This window comes from Photorhabdus sp. RM71S, from assembly GCF_042879355.1.
GTDB lineage: Bacteria > Pseudomonadota > Gammaproteobacteria > Enterobacterales > Enterobacteriaceae > Photorhabdus > Photorhabdus kayaii.
Map to the genome: position 1 here is coordinate 1 of NZ_JBHFKV010000064.1, position 20916 is coordinate 20916.

The following is a 20916-nucleotide window of genomic DNA, read 5'->3' on the forward strand; positions in this document are numbered from 1 at the left end:
CGCCCCCGAAAAACACGGGGTGGGAAAACACCGAATGAATTATTTAAGGGAATACGAACATGTTTACTTCCAGATTAACGATGTTGCACTTATTATGTGAATCTACCTTATATTGAAATTAAACCATCAGAATTTTCTTTAGCGATAATAATACCTACCCCATTTACTTTAACCACGGCTTTCTGGCTATTTACCCATATGGAAAGAATATCTTTTATTTTAGCTAAATAGGTTGAACGGGTAATGCCGGAAACTTCAAGAATAACACTTTCATTTTCCTGATTATAATTATTATCTGTTGTGGGTTCGGTTATCAGATTCACTTTAGCAAGAGCAAGACGTACATTTTCTGTGCCACCTAATTCCACGCATAATTTATCTATTAAAGCTTGGTTTATTTGTGAATTATCCAGACTGGGTTTTTGAACCACGGAAGTGGATATCTGGCTAATTGGTGTCATATTGTCTTTAATATCTTGCAGCTTCATCGGTGCAGTAATGGAATAGAGTAAAGAGAGGCGAGGGCGATTACCGAGAGATTGCCAAAAGTTACCCAAGCTGTTTAAGTTTTCCTGTTGGGGAATAACCCGGGTATAGACACCGGGAATGCCGGTTAATTGGCGATTATTGATTAATGCATTTAAAACCCGGGTCATCACTTGTGCGGCTTGATTATTGGGTTGGCTGTCCGGGCTGGAGCTGTCACTAGAGGGTTTGCTAGCATCCCAGTAGGTAATTAAATAGTTACAATTGATATTGACCCATCCCGGTAATAATGTGTTAGTTGCCGGGTTATAACGTCTTGATTCGGCGGATCGTAATTGTAGATCTTCATGTATCTCATAAAGAAATACACTCACTGTAGGTTCCGATTGGATGGAGTTAATTTCGGGGAGATCAAAACGAATATCAACTTTTTGACCGGGAATGTCTAAATATTGAGATAAAATAGTATTTAATGCTTGATTAATCTCGATAATCGCATTGTCAGATGCAATGATGGTTGTCATGTTTGTTCCTATTCTATTGAATATTTAAAAAGCTAATCGGCCAGTTTTATTTAATTCAAGTATCACGGCTCGATCTATATGTCTATTTTCGATTTGTTCACAGTTATCATCTACTGCTAATATTGATGACAATAAAGCAATATTTCTGATATTAGCACCAGTTAAATCAGCCCGTTTAGCCAGATGGGCAAAATCAATTTCATTAGATAGTGTCAGTTGTTCCGGCCAAATGACTTGCCACATTTTTTTACGTAACGCTTCATCAGGGTAAGTAAAACGGGTAATAAAGGTAAAACGGCGGTTAAACGCGCTATCTAAATGACTGCGATTATTGGTGGCTAAAATCACTAATCCCGGATAATTTTCCAGTCGTTGTAATAAGTAAGATACTTCAATATTCGCATGTCTGTCTTGAGCATCTTTGGTCTCGCTGCGTTTGCCAAATAGGGCATCGGCTTCATCGAAAAACAGTACCCCAGAATCTGCTTCGGCCAGATCGAAAATACGGGAGATATTTTTTTCTGTTTCACCGATATATTTATTTACCACGGTAGAGAGATCAACTTTAATCAGATCAACACCAAGATAACCGGCAATTACCTCAGCAGCCATTGTTTTGCCGGTACCCGATTCTCCGTAAAATAGGGCGCTAATTCCGGTGCCGTAACTGATTTTTTCCTGAAAGCCGGCACCCAGAATTTGGTCACGGTAATTAATCGCTGAGATAATTTCTTTTAATTGTTGTGTTAATGTGTCTGAAACCACTAAATCGTTAAAACTACGTTTTGGGGTAATTCGCTGAGCCAGTTTGCCGAAATTCTGTTGGGCGCGGAAACTTAATGCTTGACGCAGATCGGTTTCTTCCAATTGGCCTTCTGGTTGTCGGATCATTTGATATTGATAAGCTTCTTCAAGAATGAGCGGTAATGTTTCTGTTGTAAAAGAGAAGCGCTGACAAAGCCGAGTAATATTAATTTTTTGCGCGATATTCTCCGGTAAGCTTGCTTTCAGCAAGGTTTTTTTATCCGTCAATGTCGCAATGGGCATATTAATTTGCACCATTGGCAGATGCTTAATCCAGACTAATGCATCTCCCGGTTCTACCAGACAAACCACACGTAATTTCGGCTGATTTAGCAAAATAGATAAATCGCGGTGTAATATTTTCTTTGCCTCTGTAAGCAAAGAAAAATTGCGAATTAATAAACAAGCGTTATGTAGCCGGGTTTCTCGTATTGCGTCCGCCAGCAGGCCGGATATTCTGGTTGTATTTTCTTCATCGGTCAGGTGGGCTAAATCAAGCGTTAAGGTATGAATACCATGAGATCCCATAATATTACTGACTGCTAATTCTCTGGCGCTGCCTTCTTTTCCTCTGAGTATGACCAATGGACGTATTCCGTTGGTTTCATTCAATAATATCTTTTCAAATGCATGATAAAGAGTTTGTGGATACCCATTATATGAGGCAGGTGTTCGCCAGTTAGCACAGGTTATCAAGGGGGGTAAAAGGGTTCGTTGTCCCAATAAAAAATGCCAGACAGCACTATGGGTTAAGAATTGCGTTTGTAACCAGATAGATTCTTCGTGATTATTAAGCCGTAATAATTGGTTATTGATTAATGGTGTTTGCGGTAAAAAGCTGTTTTGCAGTAATTGCCGATCACTTTGACGTTGGCTAAATAATTCAATGGCTAAAGTGAAGCTGGGCCACTGTTTTTTACTGTTGCCATTCAGAGCGGCAAATAATGCATGGTAACGGCTATCGAAATGGGGTAATAAGCCTAATAATAGAATATCACGCTCAAATTCAGTCAGTTCAAAACGTTCGACCAATAATGATAACGCATCAAGGGCAGGGCTTTCCTCGATTTCTGGATGGCGAATAGGATTATTCGTTTCTGCCAGCCAATGAGGTATACCTTGCGGTGATATTAAACTCTGTTCTACTTCCTCTTCGGTCAGTAAAAAACTTTCCGGTAATGAATCGTATTGGTCTCCCTTTTGATAATAGTATTGCTGTAATAGCAGATCGATACGTTCCAAATGGGGATAAATCCAGCGTAATTCAGCCATGTTACAGGGATTATTTGTTAGTAGGTAGTCCATATAAACCTTCTAAATATTTTTCCAGTCAATCTTTAAAGGATGAGCTAACCAAGGAAGCTTGGCGATATTTAATGGCCAAGGCCAATCGGCTAATAGCACATCAAACGGCTGATGCTCTGGCGTGATTTTGATTTCCTGTTCATTTATCAACAATTCACCTGGTCGTTGTAAAAACAGTTGGCGAGCGTCATTACGGGTTAATTTTTTCCAGCCGGGAAGTTGGCTGATAACGGCGTCTAGCCATTGATCTATAATCAATTGTTTTTCTGGTTCAACAGGCGCTAATCCAATAGGTTTGTTAACCATTAATCCGCACAGAACGTTATTCAATATATTTAATTCTGTCTGTATTTCTTCGTTTCCCCAAATCAGATAGTTAAGGAAATTAACCGCGCTAAATTGTGCTTGACGATGAATAAATATTTTATCATCAAGTAGGCAAAATTGATTAAATAATGCAGGCAGCATCGGCCATAAAACTAATATTCCAGCATTATTTATCTGATATAGAAGAGTTTGTTTAGGCAATAAAGCGTATTCAGAATGTGTTTTATTGATATTATGTAATTGGTTAGAATTATTTACTGTAATATGTGAGTTATTCGATGTTGATAATATTTTCTGGTTTTCTGATATTACCTCCTGACTTGTTGAATATTTGTATCTATGAACATTTTTAATATCAACATGAGTTACGGATAATTTCTTGCTGGATTTATCTTTATCTGCATGGTCTGAAATAAAATGTTCAGGTAAATACTGCTCTTCCTGAATATTGATGCTGTCATGATTAGTAGCAATTAATTTTTTATCGAGTATATCTTTATCCGTATGATTTGAAATGAAATGCTCAGGTAAAAATTGATCTTCCTGAGTATTAATGTTGTCATGATGAGTAATAACTGATTTATTACCGAGTATATTTTTATCCGTGTGATTTGAAAAATAATACTCAGGTAAATATTGATTTTCCTGAGTGTTAACGTTGTCATGATTAGTGACAATTAATTTTTCACTGAGTATATCTTTATTCATATAATTTGAAATGAAACGCTCGGATAAATATTGATATTCTTTAGCCGATAGGTGTTTTTTACTGAATTTTGCAACAGTAATAGTTTGCCATAACTGTTTTAACCAATTATTTAATGGAATATTGCGAGTGATAATTTGGCGAAATAACGGAATAGTAGATGCTGCATTAAGTATACCGCTATCTAATTCAGTGGTGAGATGTGATAGCACTTTCACATCCAGTTTAGGTATCTCCTGTGTATGATTTAGCTGTATATATTGCAACGCATTGAGTATCAATTGTCCGGGGGAGACAGGCTCCCCAAAGTATTGTGATCTGTTTATCCTTTCGGATAGTCTGTGGTTAATAGAGCTTAATAAAGTGGGTTGCTTGAGCATTAATAACCGTTGTAGACTTGGTGCAGATAAACAGCTTTTTGCTAAAAATAAAGCTAATTTATCTTCTATTCCCGCTAATTGATTAACTAATTGCCGGATATTGATGTCAATATTTTGATGATGAGTTTTAATCTCTATTGAATTCAATGCGGAATTCTTTTGATTTAAATAATGAATGAAGTCTTTAATATTAATTGAATTATTGACATGTAATAAAGAAGGTTTGTTGGTTATTTTCTGTGGTGTTGATTGTCTTAGGGATGTTTTTTTCTCCTGATTATTAATTTGATATTGGCTTAATGCTTTATTTAATGCAGTATTAAGCCTTACAGGGAATATTGAATTAAAATTATGTAAATTTATTTCACCAAGATCCAGAGTTAATGTTTCTAAATAGATATCCTGATTAATGGGATGTTGAGTAAAGAATGTGTTAAATAATTTATTGATATCAGTTTGATTAAGCAGGGAGCCATGCAATACCTTTTTAGCTACCTGTGAATTATTAGCCTCGATAGTAATGCTAATCCGGTTTAATAGATTTGGCTCCAAAGTCATATTTAATATCTCAATTTTTAATTGATAGGTATGGAAATATGAATATATTTATATATGAATCATATTATCCTGATTAATTTTTCATGATATATCTCATATAATGCGCATTTATTTCTAAATAATTTCCTGCATTTAAGTTAAAAGAAACAAATGCCTTGTTAGTCCAACCTGAGACTAAATTAATAGCACCTCCTCTTGGGTTATTTAAATTAGGTGTTCCATTATTCCCATCACACCATACCCAGCCATTAGGTAAACCACCATCACCATAAAATGGCACAATTGTTCCTGATGGAATAATTAGGTCTGAGAGTGCTGATACAATTGATTGTATATCAACACTTACGCCATCACTGTCTACTTTAATACCACTACCAGCCTTAGCTTTTACAGAGACGCCATTACTATCAACGTTAATACCATTGCTGGCCTTAACATCCAATCCTCCACCAACTTTTACCCCCCAACCAAGATTCACAGATATTCCCGTAGGATCAACGCTAATTGTGTTATCTTTGGATCTTACAGAGACGCCATTCCCATCAGCGGTAATACCATTGCCGGCCTTAACATCTAATCCATCACCGATTTTTATTCCCCAACCAAGTCTTACGGATATCCCTGTAGGATCAACGTTAATTGTCTTGTCTTTGGCTTTTACAGAAACTCCATTCCCATCAACGTTAATTCCGTTACCTGCTTTAACTTTTACACCGTCTGAACCTAAGCTCAATCCACTTACACCATTCCAACTATTACCGGAATTACCCCCTGCTAATTTTAAATAAAGACCAGAACCGTCAGTGACTGTAATACCACCGTTATCCCAACATTTAACACTGACGCCATCTTTATCAACGGAAATACCGCCATTATCTTTAGGCTTTACATAGACCCCATACCCGTCAACATTAATGCCATTACTTGCTTTAACGTCTAATCCTGCTCCACCAGCTTTTATCCCCCAGCCAATTCCTACAGATATTCCGTCAGGTCCTACATTAATCGTGCTATCTTTAGATCTTACAGAGACCCCATTCCCATCAACATTAATTCCATTACTTGCTTTAACTTTTACACCTTCGTTAACTATTTCAATACCGTCATGATTATCCACTTCAAGTTTATCGTTATTAATCCACAGCCCCCTGCCAGTATTTACCGCTAATCCACTAGCGTCAGTCAGTAGACTTTTATCCTTAAGTTTTACACTTAATCCATCTTTATCTGCTTTTAAGCCGCCGGCAGGGTTAGTTTTCACCGATAGTCCATGATTATTATCCAGTTCCAGTCCTGAATTTGGATTATCTGTCTGATCTGGTGCTTTACCCACTGCCCGGCGACCGATATCAGCAATATCAATCAGGTCTGAATAATCAGTTTGTAGGGGAATACTTCCCGCTTTAAAACGATTCTTTAATTCATCTGATGAAGGTCCTTTTGATTCAGGATTGGTATTTTCTGTATTGGATTGCGAAGTAGACAGATTATGTTTTTTTTCCATTTTAGTGACCTTATATATAATATTGAATTATTCTATTTTAAATATCCTGTAAATATTGCTTGATCATAAGAGAGTAATCGGAGGATATTTTATTTAGTAATGAAATTGATGGTTGTTTTTATAGTGCGATATTAATTTCTGCGACTATTTTTATTTAGATTGAATATTAGCTTGAATTTTCGGTACATATAATAACTGATTATCTTCTATTACCTTTTCGTTCCATTCGGTTCCTGATTCCCCAATGACTTCTATTCGTTGCTGTTCGGTGGCGATTCGCATATTACCTGTACCGGTGGCTGCCGAAGGTAAACGCCCTAGCGTTAGTGTTTCTAAAATATTATACGCTTCATCACCCAGAGGCGCGCCATTATTCTGCCAACGCTTATAAGTACTGGCAAAATTCTTGAAATGTTCTGGTGATAGCCAGTGGAAAATCATGGAAAGATGGGCGGGAAATTCGGCTAAGATCTCCGTTTTTACCCACGCCTCCAGTTTATAAGGATCGACCTTATCATTCTCAATAAGCTGACGATTAATCACTACACTGACCATAAATGAAAAGCGGTCAGCTAGGGCATATTTGTCATTGGAAAAGTACCAGTGGTAGCGCCACGCATCTTCTGGTTTTGGAAAATTATATTGTTGGCCTGATATTTTTTTAAGTAATATTCGGCCTTTAATGCGATCAAATTCCACGACTTGTGCTTTGAGTTCATAATAGGTTGGAGAATCACTATTAGCTAATATTGTTGTCGGTGGTCCATCGGGGGTAATAATATATTTCAGGGTGACTTCATCCTTTACTTCGATCATAGTAGGGAAGGGACTTTGGGGGCTGGAGGTGATCCAACGTTCGTCTTCTGCTCCCGTTTGATATGTCTCACTGGCGTAAACCAGTTGATAATCCATATCTTCCATCCATACCGGGCTATTACACCAGCGTAAATTACCTTGTTCAAACGCGGTTTTCACGCGATCTAAATTACGCTCTAGATCAGTACTATTACGGGTATTAAGAGAGAAGGCGTCCCCTGTAATATCGGTGATCATTTGGCCCCGTAATGTGAATTTTCTGTCGCCCTCAATAATAATCAGATTAATTACCTGCCCGTGCAATAATTGGTCCGCTGCTCCTTTTTGGGTAATGATTAATTGATGATTTTTAGCATTGGGCTCACTTTTTATTTCCAGATTATCGGGCTTTTGCTCACTATCGAATTTTTTGTCAGGCTTTACCGGTAATAGCTGACGATGTTCAATCAGATAGAAAGGCAAATTAGCCAAGTTGGGGTTGTCTTTAAAACACTCTCCACCTAAGCCAATACGGGCGGCAATCCGTTTTTGCAGCGCTGACACTTTATCAATACGAATATTATTACGCTGGTAGGTCAATTCAGGTTGTTGAGCCAAATAACCGCGCTGAGTAGAGAGAAAATCCAATGAATCCAGAGTGAGTGGTCTGGCCGCGCGATGAGTGCCAAAATATTCCAATAAGTCATTCAGGATTGATAATTCTTTTGCATAATTTTGCGGATGGATACTGTCATCATTATTAATTTGGGAATCATTATTTAGTTGTTTGATTAAATTGGGCATGATCTCCTGATGGACTTTCTGACCAACAGTATTGGCTTTAAAAGGCCATTGTGCACCATATACTGCATTTCCCCGTTGTTTAAAGGCTAACAGTTTCGGCAAAATAGCGAGTTCGGCGCAGCCGTTAGCCAGCATCTGTTCAAAAGGCAACATAAATTGGTGCAAGTGTACTTGCTGTTGAGTTTCCGCGTAGGTCTGTAATCCATAGCAGGCGGGTAATTTATTGCTGATCGGATAATAGTCCAAGACTTTACGATGTTTGCCCCAGTTTAATAATTCAGGCTGTGTCTCAATCAATGGCTCAGCAATAATTTTGCTCTCTATATCTTGTTTAGATACGGCGACTTTTACTCCACCTTTGGCGGTAATAATGAGTGGACTTGTTGGTGAAGTAATTAAGCTTAAGGGATCGTTACCCCATAGCCTGGGATAATATCCTTGAGCGATTGTCCAGGACCAATTATCGTCCGCCAGCGGAGAAATGTTTTCATCGTGTTTGCCTAATGCCAATCGGGTAATACTTTGTACTCCGGGAATAGCCAATAAACGATTAGCCAAATGGCTGAGCTTTAATTCTGTCGGCTTGGTGTAATCTTTGGTCGCAGGTAGTTCAGGTATCCAGCCGTGATGTAAATAAGGTCCCGCGAATATTTCTTCATTGCTGTAGCCTAATTCTTTCATGGCTTGAGTGGTATAACGTAACGGTTTTGCCAGTATCGTCTGTGCCGTTGTTATATAGACTTTGGCGAAGATGTCAGCAATATCTCTCACATCATCATCCAGCTCAATAGCAAGCTGCAACAGGAAATCCGTGGGTTGTAGCCAGATAATTTTACTGACGGATTCCCCCAGATTACGGTTGTTTTTTAAGAAAGCCGCCAGACTTTGCTGTGCCAGTACCTTATCGGCCTCAGTTTCCCGGCTAGGGAGTAGATAAAGCCAGTAATTGCCTCTCAGTGTTAATTGTTGACTGTCTGGCGTTTTAATAAAACTATATTCACGTTTTTCTTTGTTATACCAGTATTCATAGCGTTCGCTTTCAGGTTCACGAATTAGCTGTACATCGTTAAAGAAAAAATAATCTGCATTGTTGTTGCTATCGCTACTATGTAAATCCAGTAAGGCGCGGCGATAATCGTCTGCGGTAATCGGGCCGCAGGTCAGCATTTGTTGTGGCCCGAATTCCTGTGGAAAAATGCCATCGTCTGGTGTCTGTTCTTGTTTTTCGGGGGTAAGCAGATCGCGCAGGGGCAGCGAATGGCGATAGGCTAAATCGGATGCGCCGTAACAACAGGCTTCTAATAAGGTAATACCGGGATCATTTTCCGCTGTATTGCTCCAGAGTTGGCCGGATTGTTGCTCAATCACTGTCTTAGCCTGAGTAAGTAAGGTATCAAAGGCAATATTGTCTTTAACGATGGGAAACAGGGCATCCTGATTATTCATGGTTTGCTCCTTATATTAGCGAAACTCTTTTCTGACCAAACCAAAATCAGTACTTCATTATCAGCGGCTTCTACACTGTCACCGACGGCTCCTGCGGTTTGGGGCGATTTTTTCAACGTTAAGCTGGTGACCCGTTCCACTAAAGGTGACTGTTGAATCGTGGCTAATAACGGATAGTAATCAATGCGATTACCGGTTGTGACGCCGATAGCGCTATCTTCTGCCCACGGCATATATTTTCGGCTGAGTTCCTGCTGTAACTGATGGCGGCCATAGTCGGGATTAACCCCTGCGACAAATACCAGTTGATAGCTGATCAGTACATCAACGTAGGTGGGGTTGTCGATTTTGAGGGTAGTCCAGGGACTGCTGAGTTGGCTTACCCAGTCGGCCATTTCCGCCAGCCGGGCCGGATTCAGGATTGGGCGTAGCGCATCGTCGTTATCTTTGTAACGGCTGTTAGGGATCACAATCAGTTGTTGCGTTTCAGGAGCCGGGATTTTGGTTAATTCATTGGCGGAAGGGTATTTGACATCAAATATACTGATAAAATTCTCTTTCAGTAGCGTAACGATATTATCCCAACTTAAAGCACGGTTACGATGGGACAACCGGGGCGGAATTCGCGTGAGAAAAGCGGATTCTGTTTCTTTCGGATGACCGTTCCAAGAAGCCCAGGGTTGCGTCACACGGCTAATGGCGACGGATGCGCTGACTGTCTGCTTAATAGTGTCGGCGACCAAACCATTAATAAAGTGATCATTTTCAATGGCTTCTGGATTGATTAATGTCGCGGTAGTGGCGTTATACAGTATGCCTTGCATTTTTGGGTAATTTTCAGGGGCGGTCTGTTGAGTGATCTCTGCTTTCAGCCAGTATTTTCCTGACGGCATTAAGGTTGCCTGATTTGATGCATTCTGTGGCAATAACGTACTCCATATCCCCCGGTCGAACAGGTTGTGAGTTTGATCATGAACCAGTTGATTTAATGGACTCCAGACATTTTCCTGATTCAGATAAGACCAGAATAGCGTAAGTTCTTGAACACCGACCAGTTGCCAGTATAGGGATAAGGTTTGTCCCGGTAATACGTTGGTGAAGCCCAAATAGAGTGCGTCATTAGCGAATGAAGGCGTTTCAGCATTCGCGTTTCCCCAACCAAAAGGAGTAAGAGGATAAACGGTGTATTGCTCAGTTTTTGCTTTAACGTTGAATGTGATTTGCAACGCACTGATTTGTGGGGTGTAGGGTAAATTTTTACCGGTCGGATCTTGCCAGTATTGGGTGTGCATAAAGTCCTGTTCAGCCAATTCTAAGCGCACTGACGCGGGCCAGTCATTAGGTGATGGGCTATCAGTAACGGAGTAGTCCATTGCCGGTAAGGTAAAACTCAGGTTTTGTCCTTGTGGTGCATCGGTTCCGCCAAATAACGATGGGGTGCCAGTGAGCTTCTTTCTTTCCTGAGGCGTGACTAAATAGCCTTGGACTTTAAACGCGCTATTATCCGGTTCAGGGGTGTACCCTTTATACCACGCTTTAAAACTCTTGGTGGGCAAGCCAACCCATTGCGGAGTCAGGGTAAGTGTCGCGTTTTCAGAACCATACCATTCAGGGGCAACCAGATTAAAACCGGAACCCAACGAGGGAAATTGACCAAAGGGGAAACTGGTTTTATCTGTCTGTTCAGTTCCGCCATCAGAGGCATAGCGCACACTACGGTTGCCATTAATATTGATTTCAATACTGGTAATTTTGGGCAACATGGGTTGCTGAGTAGTGCCTAATGTTAATACCGGGACGTCGAATGTCATGCCATCAAGGTTATCTGGCGGGCTGATAGGATCAGCCGTGGATGATAGTCCCAGTTCAATGTTCTTTTTATCGATAAGTTTTACCGACAACGATAACCAGTGATCTTCTGCACTGATTTTAGCGGTGAGATGTTCAGCTTGACCTGCCCAATCGTTTTCCAGCGTCAATGTGATATGACGTTCTCCAGCGGACATAGCAAATAGAGATGAGGTAATCAGATAACCAGATAGCACCGCAATATCATTGGCTGTTGGGCTAAAAAGTTGAATACCGTTTTCGGGTAATGCAATGTTATTCGAAAGATTAAAAGGTATTGCCGATTGCCAGCCATCCTTATCTTTTCGGTGCCAACGCAGGTCAGTCAGTGCCCCTTGATTCGCCAATAAATCCGCGTCTGACGCATACTGTAACGAATTACCGGCGCTATCTTGCTCGGCATCAAACAACGTGCCTTGTGCTACCAGAAATTCTGCGTTATCCGTATTCAGGGTAACGCTGATGGCAACGCTATCCGCTTGGGTGTTTTTGGGGTTTAGTCCCAGTAATTCTCGATAATAAAGATCACGGTGTCGCGCCGGGAAAGTGTTTAATAATCGTTTGGTTGTTTCCAGTAGTTTTAAAAAAGCCAATACAAAAGCTTGATGTGGCGGTAAAAGGCCATTGGCTTGATTAACATTTTGGTAAATATCGGCTAATTGCTGAGGATTATTTTTCTGAATAAAGTAAAAACTGTCCCAAAACTGTTTTTTATCTTGATCGAAAGGGATGATTGTGGCGTATTTTTTAAGCCAGTTTAAAATATCCAGCGTACTTCTTTCATCAAGTTTAAAAGCAGTATTTGGCACGATAGCGGAGAGTTTATTATCTAACTCGGCCTGTCCCATATTTATACCACCTGTTATTTAAAAATAAGGTTGAAAAGGTTATTTATCCGGCACTGACGATATATTGGCTGGCAATAAAACGGCCTTTTCCCATACTCGGCGTTGTCACATCCGGGCCGCTCGATGGATTATTCGCCGGTTGTGTCGGGGTGAAACGGGCGGTAAATTGCTGACCGACAATAATCACCGTGGCGGGGCTGCGGCAAAAGTTTGCTTGCTGGCTGGCATCCAATTGAGCAATGGTGACCATTCCCATACCGGGTATCGGGTGGCTAGGGGTAATATATTGCGCTTGAAATTGGACCTTTTTTTCGTCACCCACAATGGCGATCTTTTTGCCTTGGATCTGGGCGTGCCCGCTGCCTCTAATGGTTGCCGGTCCCAGCAGGGTGACTTGCCGGTTGCCGAATAGCGGTTCAAATAGCAGATTGTCACCATCCACCACCAGTTGTTTACTCATAGGTTCACCCACACCTGGCCTTCGCTGACTTCAAGGATGCCATCAATTTGTTGGTTGATTTCGCTGCCTCTCAGGGAATAAGTCACTTGAACATGGAGGGTATTGGGCAAGTCCGTTCTCTGATTTACCTGAATCACCGTGATTTCCGCGCGCGGTTCATAACGCAGTACGCGTTCTTCAATTCGAGTTTGGATTTCTGCTATCAATGCATCATTAATATTGGCAAACAGATAATCATTCAGACCACAACCGTAATCTTCACGCATAATGCGTTCGCCGGGTTCAGTGAGAAAAAGAATTTTCATGCTTTGGCGGACATTCTCTGCACCTGATGCCATTTGGACTCCGGTAGGTATTTCTGGATGCGTATTATCTTTAATAAAAAACTGTGGTGGAAAAGCCCAACCCCGGCCATAAATATCGGCTAATATATTGTCTGTCATTTCGTTGTCCTATTATTGTGTTAAGTTAATTTTCGCACCTTTAATATCGACGCCGGACTTTCCAGTGGCTGACAAGGATTTTTCCGCCTGTAGGTTAATTTCCTGGGCTTTGGTGATCAGATTTTTCGCTGAATCTAGCGTGATATCTTTATCCTGTTGCAGTGATAATGAATGTTTTCCGCTATTAAGGGCGGCAATTTTATCTTGATGATTGAACACTAATGCTTGTTGATTATCCCCTTGTTTAATGACCAAGGTTTTTATTGGATTTTTTTCACTGGGTGCTATTGGCGCTTTATTTTTCGGGTTGTGCATAGCGCCTAATATCACCGGGAAGCGGGGATCGCATTCAAAGAAACCGATAATCACCTCATCCCCCGGTTCCGGGTAGAAACAGAACCCGCTTTCATGACTGGCATAAGGTTTACCCAGTCGGGCAAAAAGTACGCTGTTGGTTAAATTTAACGCCGGTATCCTGACCGGAATTCGATCCAGTGACTGCTTGTCTTGTTGGTATTTTTCCACAATCCCCACGTGCAGCTCTTTAACCTGCGGGACCGCTGGTTCTGTCTCCGGCAACAGGCCCAGAGTTAACCGGGTACGCCAGCCTTGTCGCTGATTGATGGTTTGACTGACGCCGGTGATAACGCTTTTACCATCCATTCCCTGACCAAAGCCGCTTAACGCCAGAACATCCCCCGGTTGATAGCGGCTATTCCCTGCAACTTCAACATTGCCGGAGACGTTATCATTTCGCAGGTTATTCAGGATGCCTTGCGCAAGGTATTTGGCTTGTTCATTATCTTGCGGATAACTGAAAACCCATTGCCATGTCTGATCGGTTAAAGTTGCTAAACTGTCTGGCGCGAGTTGACCACTGCCAAGCCGACTGTTTTTTGCCTGAGTGGCCTGAGACAGTTTTTGTTGTGCGATATCCCAGAATTGTACGCTCACCGTTTTGGGGCTGTGTCGGTTATCCCATTGCAGATCTGCTTCAAACAGCACAATGTCTTGATCGCCGGCACGTTGTTTAATCGTGTGCTCGGTCGATTGATTAAGTGATTCTGGCGTTGCCAGCGTGACCGTCTCGTTACCGGGTAATAACCAGATATTGGTTGCGGCCAGCCGGTTTTTTAAGAATTTCCAGTCATGGCAGCGAAACTGGACCATTTGCTCATGTTCAGTTTTAAGCTGAGGCGCCTGTTTTATCGTGACCGGTATACCCGCCTGACTGAATAGTTTTCTGATAATGGCTTCGTCACTTTGTTGGCTGAATAGCTGTGAATGGAAATTGTTAGTGAGTTTTTGCAGTGGATGTTTCGCTGTTAGGGTAACCAGACTGTCCTGACCTTTGAACTTAAGCGCTTGCCGAACAATGATCCCCTTAAACAACACGGTTTTTTGCAGTTGCACGATCAGTTCTTGATTGGGCCGACAGCTTGTGAGTTCAGCTTGAGCTTTAGCGGTAAAAATCGCGTTGGCGTCACCGGCTACACTAAGCGTGATATTGGCTGTGGGGATACCGTTGATTTGATGGTTTACGGTCAGACTAATGACAGAAAACTGGCTGAGGGTTTTTCCCGCTATTTTAACGTCTATCGCCGGTATCTTCATGCATCCCCCTGTGCCTGTAGCGTTTGTCCCGGGGTGAAATCATCCAGATTATCCAGATTGTTTTGCCAGGCGAGGGTAAGGTAATCAATGCCGCCTGCCAGAGAGGCCCCGGCACCTAAGGCGATTAACGGCAGAGAGAGCATATCGGTCACGCTGACTGCGGTGATCGGCGGTGATTTTAACTGCTGTTCAGTGGCTTGAATAACAAAGCTTTCGTCCGCGACTAAGGATAAGGCGGCGCTAGCCCGCAATGGAGTCGCATCACGATCAAATAGGGTGTAATTAATGGCAAGACCGCTGGCTCGGCAGGCGAAATAACCTTTGTTTTCCCAACGCATTTTGCCCCATTTGATTTTGAGGAAGTGGGGAACGCTGGTGCTGGCATCCACTGTACACAGGGCTTTCAGCGTCGCTAATTGGGTTTCTACCGGGATAATGTTGCCCGGCATGGTGGCGTCAAATAGCAGGACTAACGTCAAACCGGCGGGTTGTGATAGCACATAGCGGCTGCTTTGGCTGGCATTGTTAACACTTTCATCCTGTTGGTAGCGGGTTTGATAATCGAGCTGAATCCCATCAGGGTTATACATCGCCTGTAAGCTGCCCACGGAGATTTTCCCTTCCCGGTCTTTAAAGGCGGTCAGGGTGAGTTTGGACAGGCTGCGTTCAATTAAGCTCATAATAGCCTCCTGTTTCACGCAACGCCTCTAACACTTCCTGTTTGACGATCTCGATCAGACGGGCGTTATCTAGCGTCTCTTGGGCTAATGTCTGTGGTGTGACGGGATTAAGTGTGATGGGATTACGTTCGGAATCAGTCACTTTGGCCTGAATAATCAGCTCTTTAATTTCGACGGTCATACTTTTACTCCTAACCAGCGCATATCCTGATAACGCAATTCCAGTGAGTTCACCAGAACGGTGTTGCTATTGGCGTCAAAGTCACCGGTGGACCAGCGCACCGGTAGCGCGTTGCTTAATGTCCAGCTTGCCACGGGTAACGCATTTTCATTCAGTAACATAATCACGACATCGGCATAGACCGCTTTTTCGCCACGCAGGACATGATCAAACACCAGCGTGAGTGGTGTCACTGTCATCACGCCACGCTCCAATATTAGACTGCCATGCTGGATCTTCTCAGCCAGCCAGACATTTCTGGCATTTTCCCCTCCTTGGCTGTGTTGGCTAGTTTGTAACTCACGGCTCAGGCCCGATATCCGTTGAAAGGCGATATCCAGCGGGCTGGGAATGTTGTTAAAAAGAAAACTGGCGATAAAACGGTGTGACACAGCCGGGGTGTAGAGGTTGTTCATATTTTGCCTCTGTTTAACTTAGCGGGTGATACCGATATAGGTATCGAATGTCAGGTTTAGCTCAATAAATTCCGCTGGAATTAAGACCGCAAGGCTGATTTTTATGATCATTTTTCCGGCCTGTATATCGGCTTCACTCATTGATTCACCCACACCCAATAACACCTTGAACGCTTGATCTTCTTGGGTGCCTCGTAGCCCGCCGTTTGACCATAACTGACGCAGCCAGTTATGGGCTTGCCCTTTAAACTTCATCCAGGTGATGGCGTTATTGGGTTCAAAAACGAAAGCCCGGCCGAGTTGGGTCATATGGGCTTCGATATAAGAAACCAGACGACGGATTTGGATATAACGCCAGAGGGAACCGGGAGTATTGTCCAAGGTTCGGCATCCCCAGATCCTAATGCCTTTGCCGGGAAAGCTGCGGACCAGATTCAGCGAGGCGCCATCCGGGTTAAAGAGCGCATTCGCTTCAATATAAGAGTGTACCGGGCTAATGACTTTGGCTAAGGCAATGTTGGCCGGAGCGGTCCATACGCCTTGTTGGTTATCGTTACGCTGGATAACGGCAGCTACTGCGGCGGTGGGTGAAAGCACGATAGGGTTTTGCGCTTTATCCTGATAGGCGCTTTTTAGTCGCGGCCAGTATACGGTGCCCCATTGTCGATCAGCGGAAGAAAACTGTTTTAAACACTCAGCGGCTAATGTCGGATCGTCCGGCGCATCCAATAACCCTATAATGCCGCGTCGGCTCTTGCAAAGATTGAGCGCCGATTGCCAAAATTGTAACCAAAGATCTCTTTGAATATAGGAAATCTCTGTCTGATTAAAGCGGATAACATCCGGGGTGATAATCAGGGTAATGTCGTTCTCTGCGGAAATCGTTTGTGTCAGCCACGCTTGTTGCAAGGCAGTGATCAATGACGAAAAATCGCTTAATAGATTCTCCGTACCCAATGACAGCACATAGGCTTGTTGACCACCGTTTTCAAAGAAGTGGCGCACGGAATAGTACATTAATCCTGACTCAGGAAATGACCGGGCAAAATCGGCCAGACTGTTAAGTTTGATAGCCGTTTTATTGACCAGCGATGAGGTATAACCAATAAAAACCGGTATACCGATAAACGTGTCATCCTGTTTTGGGGATATCATGTTTTCTGTGACGGTGACGCTCGGCTGTGTTATTTCCATTATCGTCTCCTTAACGACTGAATAGACGCGGTGTTTAACCGCGTCTCAGTACGATTACTGTGCTACATTTTGTGAAAACTGAAGGATAATAAATTCAGCCGGACGTACCGCGGCCATGCCCACTTTGACAATCATTTTCCCTTGTTTAATGTCGTCATCAGACAGGGTGATACCTTTACCAATTTGAACAAAATAGGCTTCTTGTGGTTTATTTCCCGCTAATGCCCCTTGTTGCCATAAGGAATAGAGATAGTTGTCAATGGCTGACTTCACCCGTTCCCAGGTGGGCTGGCTGTTGGGTTCAAAGACAGCGGATTGCATAGCTTGTTTGATATCCCGCTCTGCGCTGTTAAAGAGACGCCGTACCGGAATGTAGCGCCAGTTGTCATCATTTTGCAGAGTACGTGCGCCCCACACGACAAATCCCCGATGGTTGAAGTAGCGAATGGCATTGATGCCCTGCTGATTCATGGTGCCTTGTTCATCGTCATTGAGTCGTTCAGTGACATCACTAATTCCGCTTAGCACGACATTCGCCGGGGCTTTCCAGACACCACGGCTGGCGTCAGTGGCACAATACACGCCCGCCATCACTGCGCTGGCAGGAATAGTGTTGCCGTTGGCGGCTATTTTGTCTTGTATTGCTTTAACCGCTTGTTGATAGACAGTGAGATTTTTCTGTTTGAGTTGCGCCAGATTTTTGACTTCGCTTGCTGCCGCATCTTCATAACCTGAAACTGCGATCAGGCTATCTTCCACTGGAATAAGTTGTGAGACTTTCACTGCCGGATAGTAAGTTGCGGTTTGCGATTGCACATTAACGCCAGGTATGCTGGTTTTAGTTTGGCTGTCAGCGATAAGGAAATAGCCGGCATTCAATAATGCGGGTGTTAAGCTGTTGTATATTGCGCTCTGGTAAGAAGAATCCTGTTCAGGGCAGACGATTAAAGTAATCTCCAGAGCTTGCTCAATTAATTCGGGGATTAATGCCGAAGTGGCAGTGTCTTGGGGATTCGCAACCGGCAGGATATAACAAGGTCCACCGCCATTTTGAAAATAAAGTTTTACCGCATCACTACTTGTTGTGTAGGTACCAACAGCTACAGCGTAAGTGTAACCGGAGCTTGTATTACCTGCGTTAAGAGCGATATCGGTTGTAGCAACAACTGTTGTATCGCCCGCAACTTTCCCGGAAGGCGGAGTGGGAGGCGTTGGCTTGGTTGATGTGATGGCGATTGACGTAATACAACCGACATTAAATAGATTCGTAAAATCCAGCCAGCTACTAACACGTACCGCTTTTGGGGTTGTGCTGGTTTTTTTAGGTTGGAAACGGCCAATAAAAACGGGTATTGCGGTGTTCCCGTGGCTGACAGAGAGCGATAATGACGCATCTTCTTCAATATAAACGCCGGGATAGGTCGGTGTTGTTGGCATGAGACCTCCGATTATTGTGCGATATTCTGTGTGAACTGCAAGATAATGAATTCGGCTGGACGAACAGCGGCCATGCCGATTTTGACGATCATTTTGCCCTGCTTGATATCGTCATCAGTCATAGTGATGCCTTTACCGATTTGAACAAAATAAGCCTGTTCAGCTTTGCTGCCCATCAATCCGCCTTGCTGCCAGAGGGAATGGAGATAGTTATCAATCGCCCGGCGCACAGCTTCCCAGGTTGGTTGGCTGTTAGGCTCAAACATCGCGAAACTCATGGTGTTTTTAATGTCCCGTTCAGCGCTGTTAAACAGGCGGCGAACCGGGATATAACGCCAGTTATCGCTGTCCTCAAGGGTTCTGGCTCCCCAGACCAGCGTACCGCTCTTAGGAAAGGTACGGATCATATTCAGCGCCTTACCTTGGTTATATTTTCCTTGCAGGTCGTCGGTCATCGGATATTTAGGTTGTAATCCTCCTTGAACAGGAACATTAGCGGGAGCTTGCCAGACGCCTCGGCTGTTATCGACACTGGCATAAATACCGGCCATGACGGCACTAGGTGAAATATCAACCAAAGCTCTCTTTTCTCCCCATTCAGCGGTCAGCCAAGGGTAGTAAACTGCGCCATATTGAGTTGCCGGATAAGATTTAAGAACATCGTCTGGTTGTAGACTTGAGGTTATTTGGGTTGTTGGGCCATCAAAAATGGCGAATAATCCTTTGCCTAATTGGCAAAGTGTCCCGACGGCGGTGGTGATCTCTTCTCCGGCAGCAACCAATAGCGTGATATCATCAAGTACTGGAACTTGCTTTTCTAAATCTTGCGTTTTGACGAGATAAGCATATCCACCGCCGTTAATAAAATAGGCACGCAGTGCGATATCCAGTTTATCGGAAGGATTAAATTGTCCACCTTTTAGTGTTAAATACTCCAGCCAGTTACTGACGCGAATATAGGGCTTACTTGATATTAATGAATGATTATTTGCGACGGCAAAAACAGGCACTGCCGTTGCACCCGAACGAACCGAAAGTGCGGGTGAAGCATCCTCTTCAATATAAACGCCGGGATAAGTTGGGGTTATTGGCATATTGTCTCCAAGTTCTTGTGCGATATTTTGCGCAAACAGTAGGATGATGAATTCGGTCGAACTAATGGGCCATGCCAATGTTGATCATCATGTATTAGCGCATGGATAATTGGCGATGTCAGACGATTATCTTCTTCAATATAAACAACGTAATAAATCGTTATTGTGGATCTATTAAGGTGCTTGAATGGTGACGCGATCCGCGACCAGTGCGATTTCTTGAATAGCGATATCGTTGCTGGTGGCATCAAAAGAAGGGGAGGTTAATGACGTTGGGAAGGCATTTGTCACATTCCAGGTCATCAGAATTTCGGTGCCGGCTTCATTGGTCAGGCTAATTGCGATATCTTTTTTCTCAACTTGATTAAGTTGAATAGAATTAATCCAGTCAAAAAGCTTAGTGTCGCCGGAGAAGACGCCTTTACGTAGGGTAATATTGATCGATTGACGTTGGCCCGGCATTTTATAGTAATTACCGGTACCATCTTTATACTCGATGACGTCATGAGAAATATCTAGCCCGGAAACGTTGTTAAAAGGGATTTTCTCATCACCAATAGAGACAACAAACCGATAAGCAGGAATGGGATAGTCAACAGCAATTTGTTCTGGAGTTATAGCCATGATTTTTTCCTTGATTGTTTACATTTGAAATATAAGGAAAACGTCTATTACTTTGTTTTCCTTAGTACCTAACGATTGGGTATAGCTACCGCAACAACCTGATTTATAGAGGTTATTTTTTATATGAAATAATTTAGAGCCTATTCCTCTTCATTACAAAAAGGCCAAATAAAATAGCCTCAATGTGCTAGGTAGTTATTTGACGATTATTTAAATCACCTCTCGTGAAACGAAATAATTATAGATACGGAATTTCCAAGTGCGATTATCAATTAATAATAATAATGATTGGCAGATTCGACTAATAAGTGCAATTTTTCAGAAGGGCGGTCAGTTGCTATAGTAGGCATCTTTCTCGCCAAAGGAAAATGCACTATGGCCTATACACAACTGACCGAA

Annotated in this window: 16 protein-coding genes; all 16 read right to left on the reverse strand. The window is 42.7% G+C overall.

Annotated elements, in window-relative coordinates:
• Nucleotides 1-107: 107 nt before the first annotated feature.
• The gene (locus ACGF5R_RS21295; protein ID WP_387692583.1) at nt 108-1010 is read right to left on the reverse strand and encodes a DUF4255 domain-containing protein; all 903 of its coding nucleotides are present in this window, start codon (nt 1008-1010) and stop codon (nt 108-110) included.
• 24 nt (nt 1011-1034) lie between these two features.
• A complete protein-coding gene (locus ACGF5R_RS21300; protein WP_387692585.1) occupies nt 1035-3119 on the reverse strand; it encodes an ATP-binding protein in 2085 nt (694 codons plus the stop codon).
• 9 nt (nt 3120-3128) lie between these two features.
• Nucleotides 3129-5090, reverse strand: coding sequence for a contractile injection system tape measure protein (locus ACGF5R_RS21305; RefSeq protein ID WP_387692587.1), 1962 nt, complete (start codon nt 5088-5090; stop codon nt 3129-3131).
• Nucleotides 5091-5163: 73 nt separating this feature from the next.
• Entirely contained in the window at nt 5164-6594 is a 1431-nt protein-coding gene (locus ACGF5R_RS21310) for a hypothetical protein (protein WP_387692588.1), read from the reverse strand.
• 150 nt (nt 6595-6744) lie between these two features.
• A complete protein-coding gene (locus ACGF5R_RS21315) occupies nt 6745-9639 on the reverse strand; it encodes a hypothetical protein (protein WP_387692590.1) in 2895 nt (964 codons plus the stop codon).
• Nucleotides 9636-12335, reverse strand: a complete 2700-nt coding sequence (locus tag ACGF5R_RS21320) for a hypothetical protein (RefSeq protein WP_387692592.1) — start codon at nt 12333-12335, stop codon at nt 9636-9638. Before ACGF5R_RS21320 ends, ACGF5R_RS21315 begins: the two co-directional genes overlap by 4 nt.
• 43 nt (nt 12336-12378) lie before the next feature.
• Nucleotides 12379-12795 (reverse strand): hypothetical protein, encoded by a 417-nt coding sequence (locus ACGF5R_RS21325; protein ID WP_387692594.1) that lies wholly within the window; start codon nt 12793-12795, stop codon nt 12379-12381.
• A complete protein-coding gene (locus tag ACGF5R_RS21330; protein WP_387692596.1) occupies nt 12792-13238 on the reverse strand; it encodes a GPW/gp25 family protein in 447 nt (148 codons plus the stop codon). Before ACGF5R_RS21330 ends, ACGF5R_RS21325 begins: the two co-directional genes overlap by 4 nt.
• A 12-nt stretch (nt 13239-13250) precedes the next feature.
• Nucleotides 13251-14852 carry a phage baseplate assembly protein V gene (locus ACGF5R_RS21335; protein WP_387692598.1) on the reverse strand — a complete coding sequence of 534 codons (1602 nt, stop codon included), beginning with the start codon at nt 14850-14852 and terminating at the stop codon, nt 13251-13253.
• Nucleotides 14849-15532, reverse strand: coding sequence for a hypothetical protein (locus ACGF5R_RS21340; protein ID WP_387692600.1), 684 nt, complete (start codon nt 15530-15532; stop codon nt 14849-14851). Before ACGF5R_RS21340 ends, ACGF5R_RS21335 begins: the two co-directional genes overlap by 4 nt.
• A complete protein-coding gene (locus ACGF5R_RS21345) occupies nt 15519-15713 on the reverse strand; it encodes a DUF5908 family protein (protein ID WP_112876596.1) in 195 nt (64 codons plus the stop codon). Before ACGF5R_RS21345 ends, ACGF5R_RS21340 begins: the two co-directional genes overlap by 14 nt.
• Nucleotides 15710-16168 (reverse strand): phage tail protein, encoded by a 459-nt coding sequence (locus tag ACGF5R_RS21350; RefSeq protein WP_112876595.1) that lies wholly within the window; start codon nt 16166-16168, stop codon nt 15710-15712. The genes ACGF5R_RS21345 and ACGF5R_RS21350 overlap by 4 nt, the downstream gene beginning before the upstream one ends.
• A gap of 18 nt (nt 16169-16186) precedes the next feature.
• The gene (locus tag ACGF5R_RS21355) at nt 16187-17362 is read right to left on the reverse strand and encodes a phage tail sheath family protein (protein ID WP_387692602.1); all 1176 of its coding nucleotides are present in this window, start codon (nt 17360-17362) and stop codon (nt 16187-16189) included.
• A gap of 54 nt (nt 17363-17416) precedes the next feature.
• Nucleotides 17417-18799 (reverse strand): phage tail sheath family protein, encoded by a 1383-nt coding sequence (locus ACGF5R_RS21360; RefSeq protein ID WP_387692604.1) that lies wholly within the window; start codon nt 18797-18799, stop codon nt 17417-17419.
• Between the two features lie 11 nt (nt 18800-18810).
• Nucleotides 18811-19893 carry a phage tail sheath family protein gene (locus ACGF5R_RS21365; RefSeq protein WP_387692606.1) on the reverse strand — a complete coding sequence of 361 codons (1083 nt, stop codon included), beginning with the start codon at nt 19891-19893 and terminating at the stop codon, nt 18811-18813.
• Nucleotides 19894-20067: 174 nt separating this feature from the next.
• A complete protein-coding gene (locus tag ACGF5R_RS21370) occupies nt 20068-20517 on the reverse strand; it encodes a phage tail protein (protein ID WP_387692608.1) in 450 nt (149 codons plus the stop codon).
• Nucleotides 20518-20916 lie beyond the last annotated feature (399 nt).